General features: G+C 46.7%; 14 protein-coding genes. 7 read left to right on the forward strand and 7 right to left on the reverse strand.

Annotated elements, in window-relative coordinates:
- Positions 1-228: 228 nt before the first annotated feature.
- Entirely contained in the window at positions 229-474 is a 246-nt protein-coding gene (locus EKG39_RS14815) for a hypothetical protein (protein WP_126506525.1), read from the forward strand.
- A gap of 85 nt (positions 475-559) precedes the next feature.
- Here EKG39_RS14815 and EKG39_RS14820 read toward each other — a convergent pair whose 3' ends face one another.
- The 3 genes from EKG39_RS14820 to EKG39_RS14830 all read right to left on the reverse strand — a co-directional run bounded on the left by EKG39_RS14820 (position 560) and on the right by EKG39_RS14830 (position 3,808).
- Positions 560-1,027: a GNAT family N-acetyltransferase gene (locus tag EKG39_RS14820; RefSeq protein ID WP_126506526.1), complete on the reverse strand. Its 468-nt coding sequence runs from the start codon at positions 1,025-1,027 to the stop codon at positions 560-562.
- A gap of 126 nt (positions 1,028-1,153) precedes the next feature.
- On the reverse strand, positions 1,154-2,746 hold the full coding sequence (locus EKG39_RS14825; RefSeq protein ID WP_425470177.1) for a DHA2 family efflux MFS transporter permease subunit: 1,593 nt from the start codon (positions 2,744-2,746) through the stop codon (positions 1,154-1,156).
- 3 nt (positions 2,747-2,749) lie between these two features.
- Positions 2,750-3,808, reverse strand: coding sequence for an HlyD family secretion protein (locus tag EKG39_RS14830; protein WP_126506527.1), 1,059 nt, complete (start codon positions 3,806-3,808; stop codon positions 2,750-2,752).
- A 97-nt stretch (positions 3,809-3,905) separates the two neighbouring features.
- On the opposite strand from EKG39_RS14830, the gene EKG39_RS14835 reads away from it, so the two are divergent.
- The 3 genes from EKG39_RS14835 to EKG39_RS14845 all read left to right on the forward strand — a co-directional run bounded on the left by EKG39_RS14835 (position 3,906) and on the right by EKG39_RS14845 (position 7,106).
- A complete protein-coding gene (locus EKG39_RS14835) occupies positions 3,906-4,835 on the forward strand; it encodes a LysR family transcriptional regulator (protein ID WP_126506528.1) in 930 nt (309 codons plus the stop codon).
- A gap of 114 nt (positions 4,836-4,949) precedes the next feature.
- Positions 4,950-5,678 (forward strand): YebC/PmpR family DNA-binding transcriptional regulator, encoded by a 729-nt coding sequence (locus EKG39_RS14840; RefSeq protein WP_126506529.1) that lies wholly within the window; start codon positions 4,950-4,952, stop codon positions 5,676-5,678.
- A gap of 384 nt (positions 5,679-6,062) precedes the next feature.
- Positions 6,063-7,106: a DUF4382 domain-containing protein gene (locus EKG39_RS14845; RefSeq protein ID WP_126506530.1), complete on the forward strand. Its 1,044-nt coding sequence runs from the start codon at positions 6,063-6,065 to the stop codon at positions 7,104-7,106.
- 85 nt (positions 7,107-7,191) lie between these two features.
- Here EKG39_RS14845 and EKG39_RS14850 read toward each other — a convergent pair whose 3' ends face one another.
- From EKG39_RS14850 to zntR, 4 genes are all read right to left on the reverse strand, one after another.
- On the reverse strand, positions 7,192-9,171 hold the full coding sequence (locus tag EKG39_RS14850; RefSeq protein WP_126506531.1) for a S9 family peptidase: 1,980 nt from the start codon (positions 9,169-9,171) through the stop codon (positions 7,192-7,194).
- A gap of 340 nt (positions 9,172-9,511) precedes the next feature.
- Positions 9,512-11,359, reverse strand: coding sequence for a multiheme c-type cytochrome (locus tag EKG39_RS14855; RefSeq protein WP_126506532.1), 1,848 nt, complete (start codon positions 11,357-11,359; stop codon positions 9,512-9,514).
- Between the two features lie 526 nt (positions 11,360-11,885).
- Positions 11,886-13,187 (reverse strand): SO_0444 family Cu/Zn efflux transporter, encoded by a 1,302-nt coding sequence (locus tag EKG39_RS14860; RefSeq protein WP_126506533.1) that lies wholly within the window; start codon positions 13,185-13,187, stop codon positions 11,886-11,888.
- Positions 13,188-13,189: 2 nt separating this feature from the next.
- On the reverse strand, positions 13,190-13,669 hold the full coding sequence (zntR, locus tag EKG39_RS14865) for a Zn(2+)-responsive transcriptional regulator (RefSeq protein WP_126506534.1): 480 nt from the start codon (positions 13,667-13,669) through the stop codon (positions 13,190-13,192).
- A gap of 426 nt (positions 13,670-14,095) precedes the next feature.
- On the opposite strand from zntR, the gene purH reads away from it, so the two are divergent.
- The 3 genes from purH (at position 14,096) to EKG39_RS14880 (ending at position 20,415) form a co-directional block, all read left to right on the forward strand.
- Positions 14,096-15,700 (forward strand): bifunctional phosphoribosylaminoimidazolecarboxamide formyltransferase/IMP cyclohydrolase, encoded by a 1,605-nt coding sequence (gene purH, locus EKG39_RS14870; protein WP_126506535.1) that lies wholly within the window; start codon positions 14,096-14,098, stop codon positions 15,698-15,700.
- Positions 15,701-15,781: 81 nt separating this feature from the next.
- Positions 15,782-17,074 carry a phosphoribosylamine--glycine ligase gene (purD, locus tag EKG39_RS14875; RefSeq protein ID WP_126506536.1) on the forward strand — a complete coding sequence of 431 codons (1,293 nt, stop codon included), beginning with the start codon at positions 15,782-15,784 and terminating at the stop codon, positions 17,072-17,074.
- 335 nt (positions 17,075-17,409) lie between these two features.
- Positions 17,410-20,415 (forward strand): hypothetical protein, encoded by a 3,006-nt coding sequence (locus tag EKG39_RS14880; RefSeq protein ID WP_126506537.1) that lies wholly within the window; start codon positions 17,410-17,412, stop codon positions 20,413-20,415.
- Positions 20,416-20,510 lie beyond the last annotated feature (95 nt).

Below are 20,510 nucleotides of genomic sequence, written 5' to 3' on the forward strand. Positions count from 1 at the left end.
GTTAACACTCACTAATAAAGAAAAAAACGATGAATTGTGAACCAAGTCTCATGTTTTAAAATCAACTACTCATAAATAGATAGGTTTTGATCTAGTGCAATTTTTATTCAATTTTTTTTGCTAAAGTGCACCCATTCAGAGTTTGTAACACTTTGGCAAACTCACGCTTCCCATCTGGGAAGTGAAGAAAACAGGCGCATCGGCCTACATACGTAAAGAATAATAATTATGCAAATAGCACAACAACTGAAAGACAGAAGAGGGACTGATCTGCATCATGACGTTCATTGGGACTCTATGACCGCAGAGCAGAAAATTGCTCTCTATAACCTGCACCGATTTGGTTATCGGCTGTTGTTTGTTCGCCATATGCATTCTGGACCTTTGGCTGTGATCTCTCAACAAAACCATCTGGCGACGATAAGTTCCCATGGTGAAGTTGATTACAGAACAGATATCCAACTAAGGGACTAATCTCAACGAATTCGTTGGGTGATTTCTCAAAAAGGAGCGCTGAAAAGTGCTCCTTTTATTTATTATGGTCTCCCGAAAACAGATATTAAATATCAGCTTCACCAGATTGGTATAGCATATCCAGATGCGGGATCCCATCTTCCAGATAAACTTCAGAGACTGGTTCAAAACCTAGCTTTTGATAGAATGCCTTGAGGTATTCCTGTCCGCCTAACTGAATGTTTTTCTCGGGCCACAGTTCTTGTGTCACTCTGATCGCCTCACTCATCAATGAGTGTGCGACCCCGGCTCCTCTGGCTTGCTCGGCTACAACCACTCGCCCGATGCTGGCATCGGCATAGCTGACTCCGGGTGCGAGTAATCGAGCATAAGCCACGATCTCCCCCGCATCATTTCGCCCCAGCAGATGACGGGTTTCACTATGGCGGTCTTTTTCATCTAATTCAGGATAGGGACAGTTTTGCTCAACCACAAAAATATCGACCCTAAGCTTTAGTAACTCGTACAGCTCATCTACCGAAAGCACATTAAATGTCAGAACGCTCCACTGCATATCATCTCCCTTATTGAATGATTAAAGAATATAAAAATAAAGAGTAAAAAGCAGTGTAACACCACTAAGGAGAAAGAGGTGTTCCTAACGGTGGAGTTCGTCAGATAACTGGCCATGACCAAGCGTTTAATCGCTGCGCTTCCTTATCGAGAGCACGGCGACTACGGCGATGAGCAATAAACATGAGATAATGAAGAACACATCATTATAGGCACTGATATAGGCCTGCTGCGTCATTGTCTGCCCCAAAAGCGCATTGGCCTGCGCCGCAGCGGTAACAGGGTCGGACCCCGCCTGAGTGAAAACATTAGCCGTCTGCATCAGATAATCATTGGCTATAGGGCTCACGGCCGGCAAGGTCTCTTTAATATGAGCCAGATGTTCTCTGGAGAGGTTATCGGTCAAGGTGGACACCAAGGCGATACCAAATGCCCCCCCTAAATTACGCATCACATTGAGTACCGTTGAGGCCGAAGCATTCTCATGGGGCTTGATATGCATGGTCGCGATAATACCTATAGGCACAAGGATGAACGGCTGACCCAATGCCCGGACAATTTGTGATGCAATCATCTGCTCGCCGGCATAGTCGGCAGTCATATGGCTGTTCATGTAATAGCTCAGCGAAAACATCAAGAAGCCAAACGCAGCCAGATAACGGCCATCGAAGCGCTCTACCAATTTAGGCACTAGGGGCAACACCAATAGCTGGGGAAACCCCATCCACATAATCACCTCACCAATTTCCAGCGGGCTATAATCATGGATCTGTGACAAGTAGAGAGGGATCATATAGATAGCACCGAACAGCGCCATCCCTAATAAAAAATAGGCCACGGTCGAGATAGCGAAATCTCTCTGCCCCAGCAACCTTAGATTGACGAGAGGCTCACTCTTTTTGAGCTGAATATAGATAAACAAGGCTATGTTTATCACGGCAATAATCGATAGATATTGAATCAGTTCAGAGCCAAACCAATCTTTACGGTTGCCCTCTTCCAGCACCACCTCTAAACAGCCCATTCCTATGGCCATGGTGACGATACCGGACAGGTCCACATTCTTTAGCTTTTCCCAGATAACAGGTTTTCGTTCCAAACCATAGGCCAGCATAGCCATGACGATTAGCCCTGGTGGAACATTGATGTAAAACAGGTAATGCCAACTAAACTGCTCGGTTAACCAGCCTCCTAACGTGGGTCCAATCGATGGAGCAAAAGTGGCCGTAATGCCAAACAACGCCATCCCCACGGCACGCTTTTCATCGGGAAGAAATTCGAGTATTAAACGAAATGCCAAGGGAATAAGTGCGCCACCGAAGAACCCCTGCATCGCGCGAAACGCGATCATCGACTCCAGGTTCCATGAGATTGAACATAACAATGAAGCGAAGATGAAGGCCGACGTCGTCCATAGCAAGTAACGGCGCACCGACAAGCCCTGACTTAACCACCCGGACAGAGGAATAGCTATCATCTCTGCGACCAGATAAGCCGTCGCTATCCATGAGCCCTCTTCCAGAGTCGCACCTAAGCTCCCCTGTATCTCTTTCATCGATGCATTGGTGATCTGAATATCCAAGATCGCCATAAATGCACCAATCAGGCCTCCAATTACCGCTATCCAAGCCCGGCGACTACCACGTTCATAACCCTGTGGTCTTGCCTCAGTAGAGAGACTAACATCGCGATTCACTTCCGCATTAGCGATAGCACTCACCTGTTAATGACCTGTGTTGGCAGCAAGTGCGTTATCTAATGGCAAGGTCGTGGTATCGACCTTCACGATGGCACTCAAGCCAGGAACGAGCCTCTCTCTCTCCTCACCGAGTTCCAGACGGATCCTCACCGGAATACGCTGAACGATCTTGGTAAAATTCCCCGTCGCATTTTCGGCGGGTAACAGACTAAATTTGGCACCGGATGCCGGTGAAAGGCTATCGATAACACCTGTAAAGGTTTTGTCGGGAAACGCATCGAGATTAACCTGAACCGACTGGCCGGGCTGCATATGCTGGATCTGGGTCTCTTTGAAGTTGGCCGTGATCCAAACAGCCCCATCCGGTACCAAACTGTAAAGTGCCTGCCCGGGTTGAACGTATTGCCCCTTCATGGCTCCGCGCTTACCTATCACGCCAGAAAACGGCGCCCTGACTTGTGTATCTGCTAACTGAATTCTGGCAAGCTCTAACCCTGCCCCCGCCTTCACGACATTCGCATCGGCCTGTAATAGTTGCGCATTAAATACTGCAAGCTCCCGTTGCTTTGCAACCAGGGCCGCATTAGCCTCATCAAGATGTGCTACAGACGACTCGAAACTCGCCTGCATCTGATCTACGTCATCTTGAGAGCTGTAATTTTTCACCTTTAACTTCTTCGAACGGCTCAGCTGTTGCTCCGCCCGCAACCGATCCGACCCGGCCGCAGCAACCCCAGCCTGAGCCTGAGAGATCAGCGCATGTTGCAGCTCGACTTTAGCGGAGAGTGTTTGCAATTCAGCCTGTGAACTATCGAGTTCAGCCTGACTCTGGGCTAACTTAGCCTCATATTGGTTATCTTCTAACTGAGCCAATAACTGACCGGCTTTGACATGCTGGTTATCTGTGATGTCTGTCATCACGACATAGCCGGGCACCTTGACGCTGATATGGGAGATATCTGCTTCCACATAGGCATTATCGGTCGACTCGAAGAAACGAACCTGCGTCCACCAGTAATAAGCGCCACCAGCAAAGGCTGCAAATATCAGTGGCACCACAATGAATAATTTACTCTTGGACATACATGACTCCTTGATTAGAGCCCTATAGTCTACTACTGTCTCCTTTAGTTTATTAGATAGTTTAAAATCAACCTACTGTTTCACAGGTGTAACAATCATGGATCTTAATCGTGTTCAGATGTTTGCTCAGGTCGTCGAACAGGGCAGTTTTACCGGAGCAGCAAAAGCCTTAGGATTAACTAAAGCAACGGTTAGCCGAAAAATTGCCGAGTTAGAGGCCGATGCCGGTGTGCAACTCCTGTTTCGTACCACAAGGTCGCTAAAACTCACCGAAGCGGGTTCGGCCTATTACAATCGTGTTCATCAAATTCTTATCGATCTAAAAAATGCCGAGGATCAACTCAGTGCCAGTCAGCAGTTGATCAAGGGAAAACTGAAAATTGTCTGCCCTATCGAAATGGGTCAGCTTTTTTTTGGCAGGATCTTCGCGAGATTTTTAAAACAATATCCGGATATCTCCATCGAAGCAGAGCTGAGTAACCGCAAGGTAGATGTCATCGAAGAGGGAATAGATGTCCTGTTTCAAATCACCAGCAGCTCCGATACCCGCCTGCAGACATACTCACTGCTCAATACCAGCAAGACCTTAATGGCGAGCCCCGAGTATCTGGCACAATACGGCACACCGCAGACCCCACAAGACCTCAACAAACATAGGGCGGTCAAGCTAGAGTCGGCACACATTGACGGCAGCTGGACCCTCTTTGATGGGAAGGAGTGGGTCACTGTCGACCCCGAAGCTCAACTCGCCGTGAATAATGTCACCCTCGCCAGAGAGGCTGCGATAGAGGGCTTAGGGATCACCTCGGTGCCAACCTTGATAGCCCAGCAAGCCATTGATGAAAGCCTGCTCATTCCGCTTCTGGAAGATTTCCCCATGGCACAGACAAAGATCACCATGAGCCTACCCCAGCGCGCTTACCTGCCCAGAAAGTATCGTGTCTTTATCGAGTTTATCTATCGGACGATGAGCGAAAATCCCGATAATCATCTGCTGGAAATCCCTGACTTTGTCTCGTTAGAGTGAGTTTTTCGGGCTTAAAATCAAAGATTCTTAAATTAAAAAGCTCATCCCTGCAAAAATAATGATAAAGCTGCTAACATTGCAGGCAATTTTTTAAGCTTAATGAGATAGAGCAAGATGGGAAGAGCATACCAGAACAAGAAAGAATCCATGGCTAAAACGGCTGGTCAGAAAACCAGAATATATTCTCGCTATGGTAAAGAGATATACGTTTGCGCTAAAAATGGTGGTTTCGATCCTGACGGCAACCTCCCGCTACGCCAGTTGATCGCCAAGGCTAAGAAAGATCAGGTACCGGCTCACGTTATCGAACGTGCTATCGAAAAAGCCAAGGGTGGCGGTGGTGAAGATTATGAAACAGCACGTTACGAAGGCTTTGGTCCTGGTGGCTGCATGGTCATTGTCGATTGCCTAACCGACAACGTCAAACGCACCTTTACAGAAGTACGTCAGGCATTCGTAAAGAATGATGCCAAACTGGGTGGCCCGGGCACCGCCGGTCATATGTTCGATCATCAAGCCATTTTCGTTTTCAAAGGTGAAGATGAAGAAGAAGTGCTTGAGATGTTGATGATGGCCGATGTTGACGTGACAGATGTCGAAGTCGAAGATGGCATGATCAGTGTTTATGCGCCTAATACCGAGTTTTACAAGACTAAGACAGCATTGAACGAAGCTATGCCTGAAGTCGAATTCGTGGTTGAAGAGATCACCTTCGTTCCACAAACTATGACTGACATTAACGATCCTGAAGTGATCGAGCAGTTAGAGAAATTCCTGGCGGCCCTGGAAAATTGTGATGATGTGCAAAACGTCTACCACAACGCTGAGTTTGCACAAGAGTAAACTCGATAACTAAATCAATAAAGCTCAGCCGCAATATGAAGCATTGCAGCTGAGCTTTTTTATTGCATAAATTTCCCCACCATTTAATATTTCCACAATCAGCAGTAACAAAATAATGACCAGCAATCTCAAGCTGAAAGCCTGATACACAGTGAGATTAGGCTTTAATCAAGTTAAAGATTTTTTACCGCAAGCCCTTCACTTGTTGAGTTCAATAACATTCAACGATAAAGACACGCATTAGGTGGACTTTTACCTCAGCGTTCCTATCATTATATGAGAGGGATTTATCATGCTAATGGATGAGAGTACCGATTTGCAGACATCAAAAATAACAACAACTGCTCTGCAGCTTTTAATGTTCTAAAACTCAATAGGTAACCTATGAAACATACTAAGACAATACTCGCTGTAACCCTGACGAGTTTGCTTACAGCATGTGGGGGCAGCGATGATAACTCGACCCCGCCTCTCCCTGAATCCGGTGTCTTTAATCTGGGTGTGTCGGATAACCCCGCCGATGCAAAAATAGTTAACATCGCATTTAAGCAAGTCGTCCTGAAGAATGATGAAGGCTCTATCTCATTTGATGCCATAGAGGGGGGTGGACTCAAGCATATCGATCTGCTTACGGTACAAGGAGCCGAGGTCGCAACACTCATCAGTGGTGAATCGGTTCCGGTAGGTGAGTACCAGATGTGTATCTATATGCAGAAGAATGAAACTGCAGATGAAAACAGTTCTTATGTTCAGACCGCCGATGGCACCGCCGGACTTACCACCAACAGCAACGGCTCCTGTGGCGGCGTTGGCGCCGAAGATGAGGACACGGGTCGGCTGTTCTTAAATAAAACCTTTACCATCGAAGAGGGAAGCAATACCTTCGTTGCCGAGTTCAATCTGGCCAAAGGCCTGCAGGCCCCTCACGGTAATAAAGATTACTGGACATTGAAACCCACATCTGTGCAGTTGGTCAATGCCGCTGAGATAGGCGGGATTTCCGGGCAGATAAGCTCTGCTACTTTCTCTGACTGTCAGTCAGCAGCTGTCGATTTAGGCCTGCCAGATGAATATAGTCCGGCGGTTTACCTCTACCCGATAAATACAGCATTGATTAACATGGCCGACTTCAGAGCAGAAAATGAGCCTTACCTGCAGACCGAGGTCGCTCCCCTTGCTTCTGCGAGAGTTAATCCCATTCTGGACGCTGACGAGAATGAGATAGGTCAGGGATATGAGTTTGGCTTCCTCGATGCAGGCATGTATAGCTTAGGCTATACCTGTGTCGCTCAACAAGATGACTCAGATGAGAATGACATAGATAAGATCCCCCCCTTCTTTTTCAATGCCGATGAGCAGCTGGTTGAAGTAACACTAGGAGAAACCATCACGCGTCACTTCCCTGAAACATTTGACCCGGAGGCTTAATAAAAGGTTTAAGCCGGGATTAAGCTAAACACAAATAAGGCACTCGATTGAGTGCCTTATCTATTTATTGGGATGAATATCAGGCCTACTTGGTCGCCACCCGTTCTCCCGGATTTTTCAGCCCAGTGCCTTTAAGGTAGGTATCTAAAAACTTCACATAGGCTTCCGATGCAGTAATACGGTTATTTTTCTTACTAAAACCATGCCCCTCGTCATCGAATACCACATATTCCACCGGCACCCCATTTTGCTTAACCTTTTCCACCAACTCATCACTCTCGATTTTAAGTACACGAGGATCATTAGCCCCCTGGATCACCATCAAGGGCTTAGTGATATTTTGGGCGTGAAACAGGGGAGAAATGGCCCTGTGACGCTCAGCATCTGTCGCCGGATCGCCCATTTCATCGTAAAGTGCTTTCTTAAATGACTCCCACCAAGGTGGAATCGACTCGAGCGTACGCACCCAGTTGGTGACACCGAAGATATCGATACCCACCTTAAATTCCTCCGGCTCGAAGGCTAAGGCAGCGGCTGTCATGTAGCCACCATAACTCCCGCCCATGATGCCAATCTTATCTGCATCGACCCAACCTAATCCTTGGAGATACTTTTTCCCGTAGACGATATCTTGCAGATCGTTCTCACCATGATTTTTATCATCAAGATGGAAGAAGGTTTTACCGTAACCTGAACTGCCACGATTATTGACCGCAAATACCGCGTAGCCATGATTCACCAGGTGTTGGCGCATCGCGCTGTATCCGGTGCGGCTCTGACCACCGGGTCCACCATGAACAAATACAACGGCTGGGCGCTTATTCTCTACGCTCGCTCCCTTAGGCTTAAACAGTAAACCCGGCACTTCTAATCCATCGAAGCTGTTGAAGCGTACCACTTCACTCGCGACTAAGTCTTGAGGGCTAATCTTAGGGTTCAGTGCTTGAGTAAGCAGCCTTGCCGAGCCGCTGTCCATCTTCCAGACGAAGAGGTTAGAGGGTGAGGTATCTGAATTGATATAGAATGACAGAGTCTTTTCATCTTTAGAGAAATTGACACTGCGCAGGTCGCCAGCCGGCAATTTAGGTAGGCTCACCTGCTCGCCCGATTCGGTATCTAAGATGCTGATCCGGGTGCTGGCATCGGCATTGACGCCACTGACACGATATCTTCCCGATTCAGAGAAGTAGACAAAGCTAACATTCCAATCATCTTTCACCGCTAAAGCATGATCGTCACTGGCGATATTGTATTGCCAAACCTGTGAAAACTCCCCCTTGGCATCGGTGCTGTAATACAGGGACTTACTGTCGGAAGAGAAGGTCATAGGACTGTAATTAGCCGGGTCTTGATGCTCACTGATCAGCGTTGGCTTTTGGGTTCGTGTTCTGAAATCCAACAGGTATGTATCGCTATCCCTGTTGGTATGTGTTTTCGCTAATGACAGGAAATGCCCATCCGGTGACACTTCCGATATATCGAAACCCTGCTCATTTTTAAAGACTAAAGTGCGCATATATGTTTTTGCATCATAACGGTAGAGATCCATAAACTTAGGATCCCGCTCGTTAGTGGTCGCATAAAAGAACTCGCCATCATTGGTAAAATTGACGAAGTTAGCACGGGTATTTTCACTGTTTGTCAGGTCCGTGATAGTTCCATCTATCTCACGGACAAACAGGTGATAGAGCTCATTTCCGCCCTCATCCTGAGTCAGCAATACGCGATCATCATTAGGAAACCAGGATATCGGATAGGTGGTGTCTTTAAAGTTGGTCAGAGCCACTTTATCACCGGAGGCAACATCCATCTTATAAAGATTAAAGATCCCGGTTTCATCGGATCCCATCAAGATGGAACGCCCATCTGCCGAAAAGGAGGAACCAAAATAGGTTGTGGTTTCGAAGAAGGTCTTAGCATCATATTTCTGTACTGATGTCTGCACTGCCGATGGCTCATTAGCCACAAGTTCATTCGAGTTTTTAGCTGTATTTGAACAAGCTGTTAGACCTAAACCTAAGGTTACGGCTAGCGCTAGCGCACTAAGGTGAAGAGACGTTTTCATATTTCCCTCTTTAATTATCCCAAATATTTGGTTAGTCAAAAATCCATATACTTCACATCATAAATAACCCTGACAATCCTCAATCAGGACTAAACAAGTTGGATATAACCTAGAGGAAAATGAACATAAAGGCGAACAATACCAATTTCACTGAATTTATGACCATTCAAAATGTGTAAACTTCAGGCAACAAAAAGGGCCCCGAGGGGCCCTTGGCTAACTGAACACTCATCTGGTCTGTCACATCGATATCTAGTGTCTTAAAACAGCGGCCTGCAGGGGAACCGTGTATAAATGCAATATCTAACGAAGGCCATCCTCAAATGAAAGTCCATTTAACTTAGCGCTCGAACAGGTGGAACTTCTCGATACCGTAAGACTTACCCTCTGCGTGACAAGTTGCACATGATTCATTAGTCGGGGTTAAATACCACTCGTCACCTAAATCTGTAGTTAACGTGTTAATCTCGCCACCATTACTCATCATGTGATTTTTTGCCTGCTCATCGTTATGACAAGCGAAACAGTTTGCAGTAATTTGACTCGTGACTACACCATCTGAGCCGCCATTGAATGATTTAGAAGGCATGTATTGATTTGGCATCTCATAAAGGTCGACCACACCATCGTGACAGGCGACACAGTTAACCGCATCGAGCGCCGCTGCCGAGTTATATACTTTTTCACCATCAATTATTTTGTAACTGCCTTCACCCCAGTGTTTACCGTGGATCATAGGACCAAAACCTGGTCCCGAATAACCCGATCTTCTGTCCTTACCAGTATAGTGGCACGACAAACAGCTCATACCGCCGTCTGCAAACCCACCGGATTTATGGAACTCACCATGAGTATTATGGCAAGTGGTGCAACTTTCTGATGTAACATTGAAGCGGCGTGTATCTTCACTACCATCGGCAAACAGTGCAGGCGACTTACTACTGATGATCACTTTATCACTTTCATTTGGTGCAAATGTCACTCGAGAAAGAGCCATAAGGCCAGTCGCATCTCCCTCGGGAGTGATATAAGTTGTACAGTATTCACGACTGCCATCTTCATTGTCAGTGGAACTTGAGGTTCCTGATGCGGTATCTGTGATATTGCCATGCAACTTCATAAAACTCATGCTAATGGCGATTTCGCCAGACTCGACCATCTCGCCAATATTAAGCTGGATCTCATCTTCATCTGCGGTATTAAAAAGAGATAGTGTCGTACAGCTTAAACCTCCCTTTAACTCTGGTGTTGTTGTGACTGTATAGTTGATTTCATCTATAGTCTGCTGCTTTGGCATTTGGGTATGCAAAGAGCGGAAGTCCTGATCTGCGGCGAATGCGTTCATATTTACAGGAACGGTAACGCCCGCTTCGATATGACAATCCAGACAAGTATCTGTTGTATAAACTTGTGTTATCGGCTCTGCATGACAGGTATAGCAGTTAGAGGGAGCGAAACCGCCCTCGAACTGCTGATGATTAATATGACCTATTTTTTGCAGGCTATTCTTAGCATAACCACCGGTATTCAATGAATTACCGCTGTCATCTACATCACGAGGGACGTGGTTATGACATGCCATACAGCCGGCAACCAAGTCCGTTTCGCCTTCAGCATTTATTGCCGTATAACTCGAGTGCTTAATTGAGGAGGCTAAGAAGTCCACGTGACAGCTCTGACAAGTGGCTGTGGATGTGGTGTGAATATTCTCGGTCTTATCGACCACAATATAACGCGACTTAGCGATATTATCGCCACCACCAACGGCAAGACGAATAAGACCTTCGGTGCCCGCGTTCACCGCAGCCATAGGGGCAATAAATTCATAGCGACCATCTTCAGTCATTGTGAGGCTGGCACCTTCTGTGGAAACATTGGCACTCCCACCTACTGAGCCGTCGCGGCTACGCTGGATCCCTTTCTCAGTTAACGCCGCCACTTCTGCGCTCGCCTGCTCGAGTCCGGTGATCAAGACCCCCTCTTCATTGGTGATCTCAAACTCGAATCGAACCAACCCCTCCTCGAGGGTGTGAGACAGCATCTCAACATTGGTGACTTGAGAATCCCCTACCGTTGGCGGTGGCGGTGTGGTGCCATCTTCGCCATCTTTACCGTCACTTCCACAGGCACTTAAGCCCATCGCTCCAGCCACAACCAAGGCCAGATAACGTTTATTTAGTACTTTCATCGCCACTCCCGAATCTTACTTTTTTAATTGCGATCTGCTCGCCCCTATAAATACATTAACGTTTGTAGGGATATAATTTTTAAAAAGAGAGTAAATTATTGAGCCGAGTCAAAGGAGTAGAGCCGAAAAATCAGGATGGTAACTAAACAGTAAACAGGTGTTCCATGAAGGTAAACAGTGTATATAAAACAAACAAACAAAGAGGAGAAGCCTGGGTAACATTAAACACATTTGTTTCAATTAACGTACGATTAAAACAAACTTAATCCTTAACCCCGAAAAATATTAATATACTGAATAGTAAGACTTTAACCAATAACCAACTTTAGCCCACCCTAATTTAACTCTTTAAAGTTCACAATAAGAAATAGCAATAATCAAACACCATAACTTGAAGCTAACCGGGTCTGACAGTTCGGCTACCAGGCTATTCAGTAGTATCGGCCATATAAAAAATACTTACAGGACAGCGGCCATAAAAAAGGGCCTATCAAGGCCCTCTCTCATAAAACTATTTACTCTAAACTTAAGAGCAGCAATCCCTTCGCCACCAGTTTTTTGGCAGCTTCTCGAGTAATACTTTGAGCATCAGTATCGCCAGAACCACACCAGATGTGTACACCACTACAGATGGCAGAAGGTTGTGCTGTTCACCGATTTGCGGCATAACTTCAAAGCCAAAGGTAGCAACCAGATAATTAACCAAGATACCGGATAGCAGCGCAACACCTAATACTCCACCGAGATAGCCAAATAGCGCTCGTTTCCCTAGCTCCTTAGTCACCACACCTAAGGTGGCGATATTGGTAGCAGGGCCCGCGAGCATAAACACCAGCACTGCACCGGGGGAAACACCAGCCAAGAGTAATCCCGCAGCGATAGGTGTCGATGCAGTGGCACAGATATACATTGGGATAGAGATGAGTACCATCACTAACATAGCTAAGATGCCATCTCCCCATTTAGCCATAAAGTCCCCCGGCACATATGTCTGTACCAGAGCAGCGAAGAATAAACCGATTAATAACCAGACCGTAGTGTCACGCACCAGGTCCGTTGCAGCAAAATGTAACCCCTTGCCGATACGATTGATAACCGAAGTGCCTTTCAGCTCAGTAGCGACGTCTTTGGTCGATTCACAGCAGCTTTCATTCTCGCCATTCACTTCATTCGTTTGTGAGCTACAGCATGAAGCTTTCGGCGCTTCAATTTTTGCCTTACTGCTACAACACGACGAAACTTCAGGCTCCTCAGCTTTTGTCTTACTGCTACAACAAGTTGTAGATGCAGGCTTTACGCTACTTAATAAAGGCTCAGCAGCAGCCATAGGTGTCATGTTCACCGCTTTCTTGCTCGCTTCATTCTTACTGCCACAGCAAGAACTACTCACCTCACCGCTTTCTTTTACTTTTGGTTGAGTTTCTGCAGGAATATCATCATCTCGTCCAACCAACAGGCCTGCCACTATCGCGCTGATAACGGCCGCGATAGGTCTGACAATTGCCATGAAGGGGCCAAGTAATACATAAGATACTGTCACCGAATCGACACCTGTCTCTGGAGTGGAGACTAAGAATGAGGTTGTCGCAGCTTTAGATGCACCGGATCGTCTCAAGCCAACCGCAGCAGGGATAACGCCACAGGAACATAAAGGTAAAGGAGCACCCAGTACCGCAGCTTTTACCGTAGTCTTAAACCCATGTCCGCCGAGCTGTTTTTGCATCCATGCCATAGGCACAAACATTTTCAGCATGCCTGCTAATACGAGACCCAGCAATAACCAGGGGGCTGAATCTAAAAACAGGTCAATAAAATTTGCTAACAACATACCTAACCCTTACTTTGACAATTTTTTGTATACTGTGATTTATCATGATGATGAGCGTGATTTTCACACTTAATGTTATCGGTGTTTGACTCTAGTGCTTCTAAGATAGAGCAATGCTCGGCACTCTCTGGCCCTCCACAACAGGCATCAGACAGACGCTGCAGCGATACTTGAAAGTGGTTTAGCTCGGAAATTTTTTCATTCACTTGAGCCAACTTGCTATCCACCAAGCCTTTTACATCGGCGCATGCCCAGTTGGATTTGTCTAACTCTATAGAGAGAAGCTCGGTGATCTCGGCTAAGGTAAAGCCGACCGCCTTGGCTCTTAATATAAAGCGCAATCGTTCCGCATCACTCTCATTGTATAAACGGTAACCTGAATCACTGCGCGACGAAGGTGCCAACAAGCCATGCTTTTCATAGAATCTTAATGTGTCGGCCTTCACTTCACATAGCTTAGCCAGCTCGCCAATTCGATACATATATCGCCCCTATCTATCACTAAATCTATGGCCACACTCTATGACCACAATGAGCCTTGAATATTACAGAGTATAAACCTTGGAGTTTAATCTAAGGTCAAGGGTTATAGTGCGATAAGTTTGACTCTATGTTCCATTTAAATAAACAGAGTGTGAGGCTCAGCACAAATCAGCCGTCCTCATAAACAGTACGACTACAAAACGATTCCCTTATCAGAGAGGTTGTTCTCAAAAGCGTATTGTGAAATCGCACAGAAAAAAACAGCCTAGGGATACTTTTTACGTTAAAATACGCGCGCTACGAAGCGGGAGCGACTAAGAAGCTAGAATTGAGGGGCTTTTGGAAAGCGGTTAAGCATTATAATCTATGGTGCTGTTCTGTTTTCCGAAAGATCCTTAAAATAACTACTGGACCCTGTACCCAAAATGAATAATGCCAGACCCATTCGTCGCGCGCTGTTAAGCGTTTCAGATAAAACCGGAATCCTTGAGTTTGCAAAATCTCTACACGCTCAAGGCGTAGAACTGCTATCTACTGGTGGCACCGCCCGCCTTTTGGCTGATAACGGTGTGCCTGTCATTGAAGTATCGGATCATACCGGACATCCAGAAATTATGGATGGTCGTGTTAAGACCCTGCACCCCAAAGTGCATGGCGGTATCTTAGCGCGTCGCGGTATCGACGAACTCGTCATGGAACAAAACAACATCAAGCCTATCGATCTGGTTGCCGTCAATCTGTATCCATTTGCAGAAACTGTGGCACAAGAGGGCTGCACTCTGGCCGATGCCGTCGAGAATATCGATATCGGCGGTCCAACTATGGTTCGCTCTACAGCAAAAAACCATAAAGACACCACTATCATAGTCAACGCGCATGATTACGATCGCGTTATTGCAGAGATGAATGCTAATGAAGGCAGCACGACGCTGGAGACTCGGTTCGATTTAGCTATCGCCGCGTTCGAGCATACTGCAGCTTATGACGGCATGATCGCCAACTACTTCGGAACCATGGTACCGGCACACAGTAAAGACGAGTGCCATGAAGACTCTAAATTCCCACGTACCTACAATACTCAGCTGGTAAAGAAGCAAGATCTGCGTTACGGCGAAAACAGCCACCAGACAGCCGCTTTCTATGTCGATACCCCCTCTCTTAACGGTCTGGGCGATGAAGCTTCTGTAGCCACAGCCATTCAGCTACAAGGTAAGGCACTGTCTTACAACAACATCGCCGATACCGATTCAGCACTCGAGTGCGTGAAAGAGTTCAGCGAGCCGGCTTGTGTCATCGTTAAGCACGCTAACCCATGTGGTGTCGCGATTGGTGAAAACCTACTCGATGCATATAACCGTGCCTTCCAAACCGATCCAACATCGGCCTTCGGTGGCATCATAGCTTTCAACGGTGAGCTCGATGCGGCAACGGCCAGTGCGATTGTTGAACGCCAATTTGTCGAAGTGATCATCGCACCGAAAGTGAGCCAAGCCGCTCGCGATATCGTGGCCGCTAAAGCCAACGTTCGTCTACTTGAGTGTGGCGAGTGGAACACAAAGACCACTAGCCTAGATTATAAACGCGTCAACGGTGGACTACTTATCCAGGACAGAGACCAGGGCATGGTCGGCCTGGATGACGTGAAAGTGGTTTCTAAGCGTCAACCCACCGAAGCCGAGATGAAAGATCTGATGTTCTGCTGGAAAGTGGCTAAGTTCGTTAAATCAAACGCCATTGTTTACGCTAAAAATAGCATGACTATCGGTGTGGGTGCAGGCCAGATGAGCCGCGTATACAGCGCGAAAGTGGCTGGTATTAAGGCTGCCGATGAAGGGCTGGAAGTCCAAGACTCAGTTATGGCGTCCGATGCCTTCTTCCCATTCCGTGATGGTATCGATGCAGCCGCTGCTGCGGGTATCAGCTGTATCATCCAACCCGGCGGTTCGATTCGTGATGAAGAGATCATTGCCGCGGCAGATGAGCACGGCATGGCGATGGTATTCACCGGAATGCGCCACTTCCGTCATTAATGATAAGAAGGAACTAGGTTCTAGGGTTTAGTTCCTAGTTCCTAGCTCCTCGATCCTAAGAACTTCTTTAAGGATAAAAAAATGAATGTATTAGTCATAGGTGGCGGCGGTCGTGAACATGCATTGGCATGGAAAGCGGCGCAGTCTGCACAGGTCGAAAAAGTCTTTGTTGCCCCGGGTAATGCTGGCACGTCTCTGGAACCAAAATTAGAAAATGTAGCCATTAATGTAGAAGAGATCTCAACTTTAGTCGCTTTTGCTAAAGAGCAGAAGATAGAGATAACCATTGTCGGCCCTGAAGTTCCATTGGCGCTAGGTGTGGTCGATGCGTTTAATGAGGCGGGTTTACCTATTTTTGGCCCAACCCAAGGCGCAGCACAGCTGGAATCTTCTAAAGCCTTCACCAAAGATTTCTTAGCGCGTCATAACATTCCAACGGCAGCCTATTCTAATTTCACAGAAATAGCGCCGGCTAAAGCCTATGTTACTGAAGTGACTGGTATGACAGGTTTCCCTATCGTGATTAAGGCCGATGGCCTTGCCGCGGGTAAAGGGGTGATCATTGCCGAAGATCAGGCTGCAGCAGATGCAGCTATCGAAGATATGTTGGCGGGTAACAAGTTTGGTGAAGCGGGTTCTCGCGTCGTGATCGAAGAGTTTCTCAAAGGTGAAGAAGCCAGCTTTATCGTTATGGTCGATGGCGAAAACATTCTTGCCATGGCCACCAGCCAAGATCATAAAGCCCGTGATAATGGCGATCATGGTCCTAACACCGGCGGTATGGGTGCCTATTCACCCGCTCCGGTTGTCACACAAACCGTACATGATTGGACCATCAATAACGTCATCCGCCCAACGGTCGATGGCATGGCAGCAGAAGGCAACGTCTATACCGGCTTCCTTTATGCGGGCTTGATGATCGCGCCCGATGGCAGCGCTAAGGTATTAGAGTACAACTGCCGTTTCGGTGACCCTGAAACTCAACCGATCATGATGCGCCTGAAATCTGACTTAGTTGAGCTTTGCCTCGCTGCCACTCGTGGTGAGTTGAATAAGGTGACGGCTGAATTCGATGAACGCGCCGCCGTAGGTGTCGTATTGGCCGCCGGAGGGTATCCGGAAGCGTACCGTAAACACGATGTGATTGACGGTTTAGATCTGGGTAACAATGACGCTAAGGTCTTCCATGCAGGAACCAGCATGAAAGACGGTCACGTGGTGACCAATGGTGGCCGCGTACTCTGTGCTACCGCTCTGGGTAATAATGTCACCGAGGCACAACAAGCAGCATACGGGCTCGTCGATAAGCTTCACTGGGATGATGTCTACTTCCGCACCGATATCGCCTACCGCGCTATATCCAGAGAAAGTTAGAAGCCAAACGCTTCAAATATAAAGCAGATTATTTAGGTGGCTGACGTTTTAATACCCATTAAGAGGTAATCAACTTAAAACGAGACTGAGGTCACGCTCATAACCGCATGCAGACTTTCTGCATAATAAAGCACCTAATAACCTTAACATTTTTAGGTGCTCTATTTTCTAAGGGCTGGAACAAAGCAGTAGAAAAAATACTCCTTAAAAGTGAATAACCATTGCAATAACTAAATACCGACCACTACAACACTATAAAAACACTGCAAAACACCATTGTTACAGACTTTTCATCTACGTATACTCCAGCTCTTTTTAATTTGGCCGGGGGCCCGATGAGATACCTGTTATTAATAATCACCTTATTTATTACCGCATGCGGTGGCGGCGGAGGTGATGAAACAAGCACGACACCACAAGAAAAGTTAACTCATCCGGGACTCATAGCGTCCGATATCCGGGTCGATTACTCACTCGATGGCAATCTGACACCAACACTCAGTGGTACCCAAGGCAATATCAGCTTCAGCTTAGCCGATGGCGCCGCGAATGATGTTGTGCGAATCAATCAAAATACTCTGACCATATTAAATGTCGGTAAAACTAAGTTGATCGTTACCGATAGCGGTAACAGTCAATATAAGTCCACGGTCACCTCATTTTATGTCACTATCGATAAAGCCGATCGCGACCCCTTACTGAGTAATGACTACTCCTACCCTTATGAAGCAGGAGCCATTCACCGGGTCAGTGTCAGCGGTGCTAAAGGAAAATTACTTTACGAACTCAGCTCCGGTTATCGCAATGATGTTGTCAAAATCGATATTGCAGGTGAGCTAATAGTGTGGGGAGAAGGTCAGACTCAAGTCACAGTCAATGATGACGGGGGGCGAAACTACCAAAGCAGCGAGAGTAAATTTTTCATTACCGTCGAAGCCGCAAACTCTCAGTCTGCCACCTATCAAGACATAACCAATAAGCCATTAATCTTTGGTGGCACTATACTTCCTGTTTATTCCGGCTCACCGACGAGTGAAATAAGCTTCACTATCGCAGAGAATGCCAATCCAGACGTTGTCTCGATACACCCTACTACGGGTGTGATGAATATCAAGGGAGCAGGTGAAACTGAAATCGTCGTCAGCCAAACGGCTGAAGATAATCATCAAGGCATTGCAACACAGACCTTCAAAGTCAGCGTAGATAAAGCTGCTAACACTAGCTTTAAGGCTGGAACTCTGACAACCCCATATGGATTCGATGACGAACCAATACTACAAACAAGTGGTGCACAGGGCATACTCACTTTCGAAATTATCGATGGTGAGTCGACTGATGTGATCAACTTTATCAATAGTGAAACCGGACAATACCGTTTCAGCGGTGTCGGTGAGACTAAAGTAAAAATTACAGATTCGGGTAACACTAACTACCTGAGTAAGACCATAGTGACCGATGTTAAAGTTGAGCGTATTCAATCTGCGCAGCTCTCACCGGTAGACCTTGAGAGTTCATATCAGGAAAACAAGGTAATATCGGCTCAAGTCGCAAGCAGGCAAGGTAAGCTAAGCTTCTCTCTTGCAAAAGATAGCGCAACGGATGTGGTGAGCATAGATTCACAATCGGGTGAGATGACGGTACTAAAACCAGGTAAGGCAGAAATCAGTGTCACCGATGATGGTGATCTGTTCTACATTCCGCAAACCACAAGTTTCTTTGTGACTATCAATAAACTAGTTAACAATCAATTCAGTGTCGATGATAGTCGTATCAATAATATTGCGAATAACACAGTGTTTACTCCAACCCCCAGAAATAGCCAGGGGACAGTGACCTACTCGATTTCAGCCAACTCTACGGCGAATGTGTTAACTCAAGACCCGACAACCAAGGTCATCACATTAACCGGTGCAGGTCGAGGCTGGATAACCGCAACTGATCATGGTAACGATTACTACCACAGCCAGACAACTGACTTCTACGTTGATGTAAACTACACAGCAAGTTCATTACAGGCTGACCCTATCAGGACAAATTATGTCGCCGATAAGTTAGTCAGCCTTCCAATTTCGGGTGTCGTCGGACAGCTAAGTTATAAGCTGGACAATGGTCAACCCGGTGATGTTGTCGATATCAATCTTGTTGATCTTACAGCCACCGTTAAAAATGCGGGCCATACAACTTACATCATCACAGATTCCGGTAATGAAGCTGTCGCCTCCACCAAAATTTATCTACCAATAACGGTAGAAAAAGCCGCAACGAATGTAGACTTAACCCTGAAATCTACGCTGATAGATACCATATATGAAGAGGATAAGCAGCTTACCTCACCCGCGGTATCGGGAAAGGCTACCGAGAGTTCGATTAAATACTTTGTCGACTATAGCGATCGACAGGTGGTTACCGTAGAACCGAGCAGTGGAGCTCTGACAATACAAGGCGCTGGTTCGGCTCAGGTCCAGGTTACCGAGGTGAGTCGTAACTTTGAAAACACGACACGCAACTTCACAGTTAACGTCGGTAAAGCGAAGCACCCAGGATTGACCGTTGCTAAACAGGTACCCACAGCAAGCTATTACCCGGGACTCGAGATGGCGCCTGCTGAGCTGGCCAATCGATTCGGAGAGCTCAGCTATAAGTTCACATACACTGAAAAGCCACAGACTTATGAGTTAAGCCAAAACGGAACTTTAAGAGTACTAAAGTACCCAGCCTCGCGTACCAACACATATGTCCGTATAACTGCCACCGATGATGGCGGCGATGATTACCTGCCAAGTTCTGTCGATTATGATATTCATGTCAACCCTATCGAAGAGGGCCGCGGCGAACAGGCTGTGCTCACTTTCGACGGGAACGAGCTACCTATCACCTCTCCAATCGATGTAGCCGCCGGAGATGTTACATACTTCTCGGCCTCAGATAGTCTCTCGGAAGCAGAAACCATGGGCGGTAACGTTCAAAAGCCCGGCGGCTATGCAACTCAAACAGTTACCGTTTGTAATGACCCATCAGTCTTAAGCACCTGTACCTTAATCACTGTTAGGCTACAAAACACCAGTCACTGTACCGATGGCAGTAAAATCGCCTACCCTGTAGGCGCTAAAATTCGTTATGAATGTCCGGATCTGAAACAACCTATACGTTCAGAGGTGACGATGAGCTTCGATAGAAACGATGCCTTTAATGCTTCTCTGTCTACGGGCACTTATCAATCTAAGGAGCCGATAACCTTAGTACACTTTGCCAAACCCTACCGCTCGGGAGGTGTCATCGAGGCGGGTGACATTCAACCAAGGGCCTGGTGGTTGATCAAGGTTAACCTGACCCAAGACTAGTCCGGTTACGTTCCGGCACCACTCTGACTCCTCATGGACGTTTAAGGCCTGATACTCGAGAGTATCAGGCCTTATTTTATTCACAGAAAATGGGC

This window comes from Shewanella atlantica, from assembly GCF_003966265.1.
GTDB classification, from domain to species: domain Bacteria; phylum Pseudomonadota; class Gammaproteobacteria; order Enterobacterales; family Shewanellaceae; genus Shewanella; species Shewanella atlantica.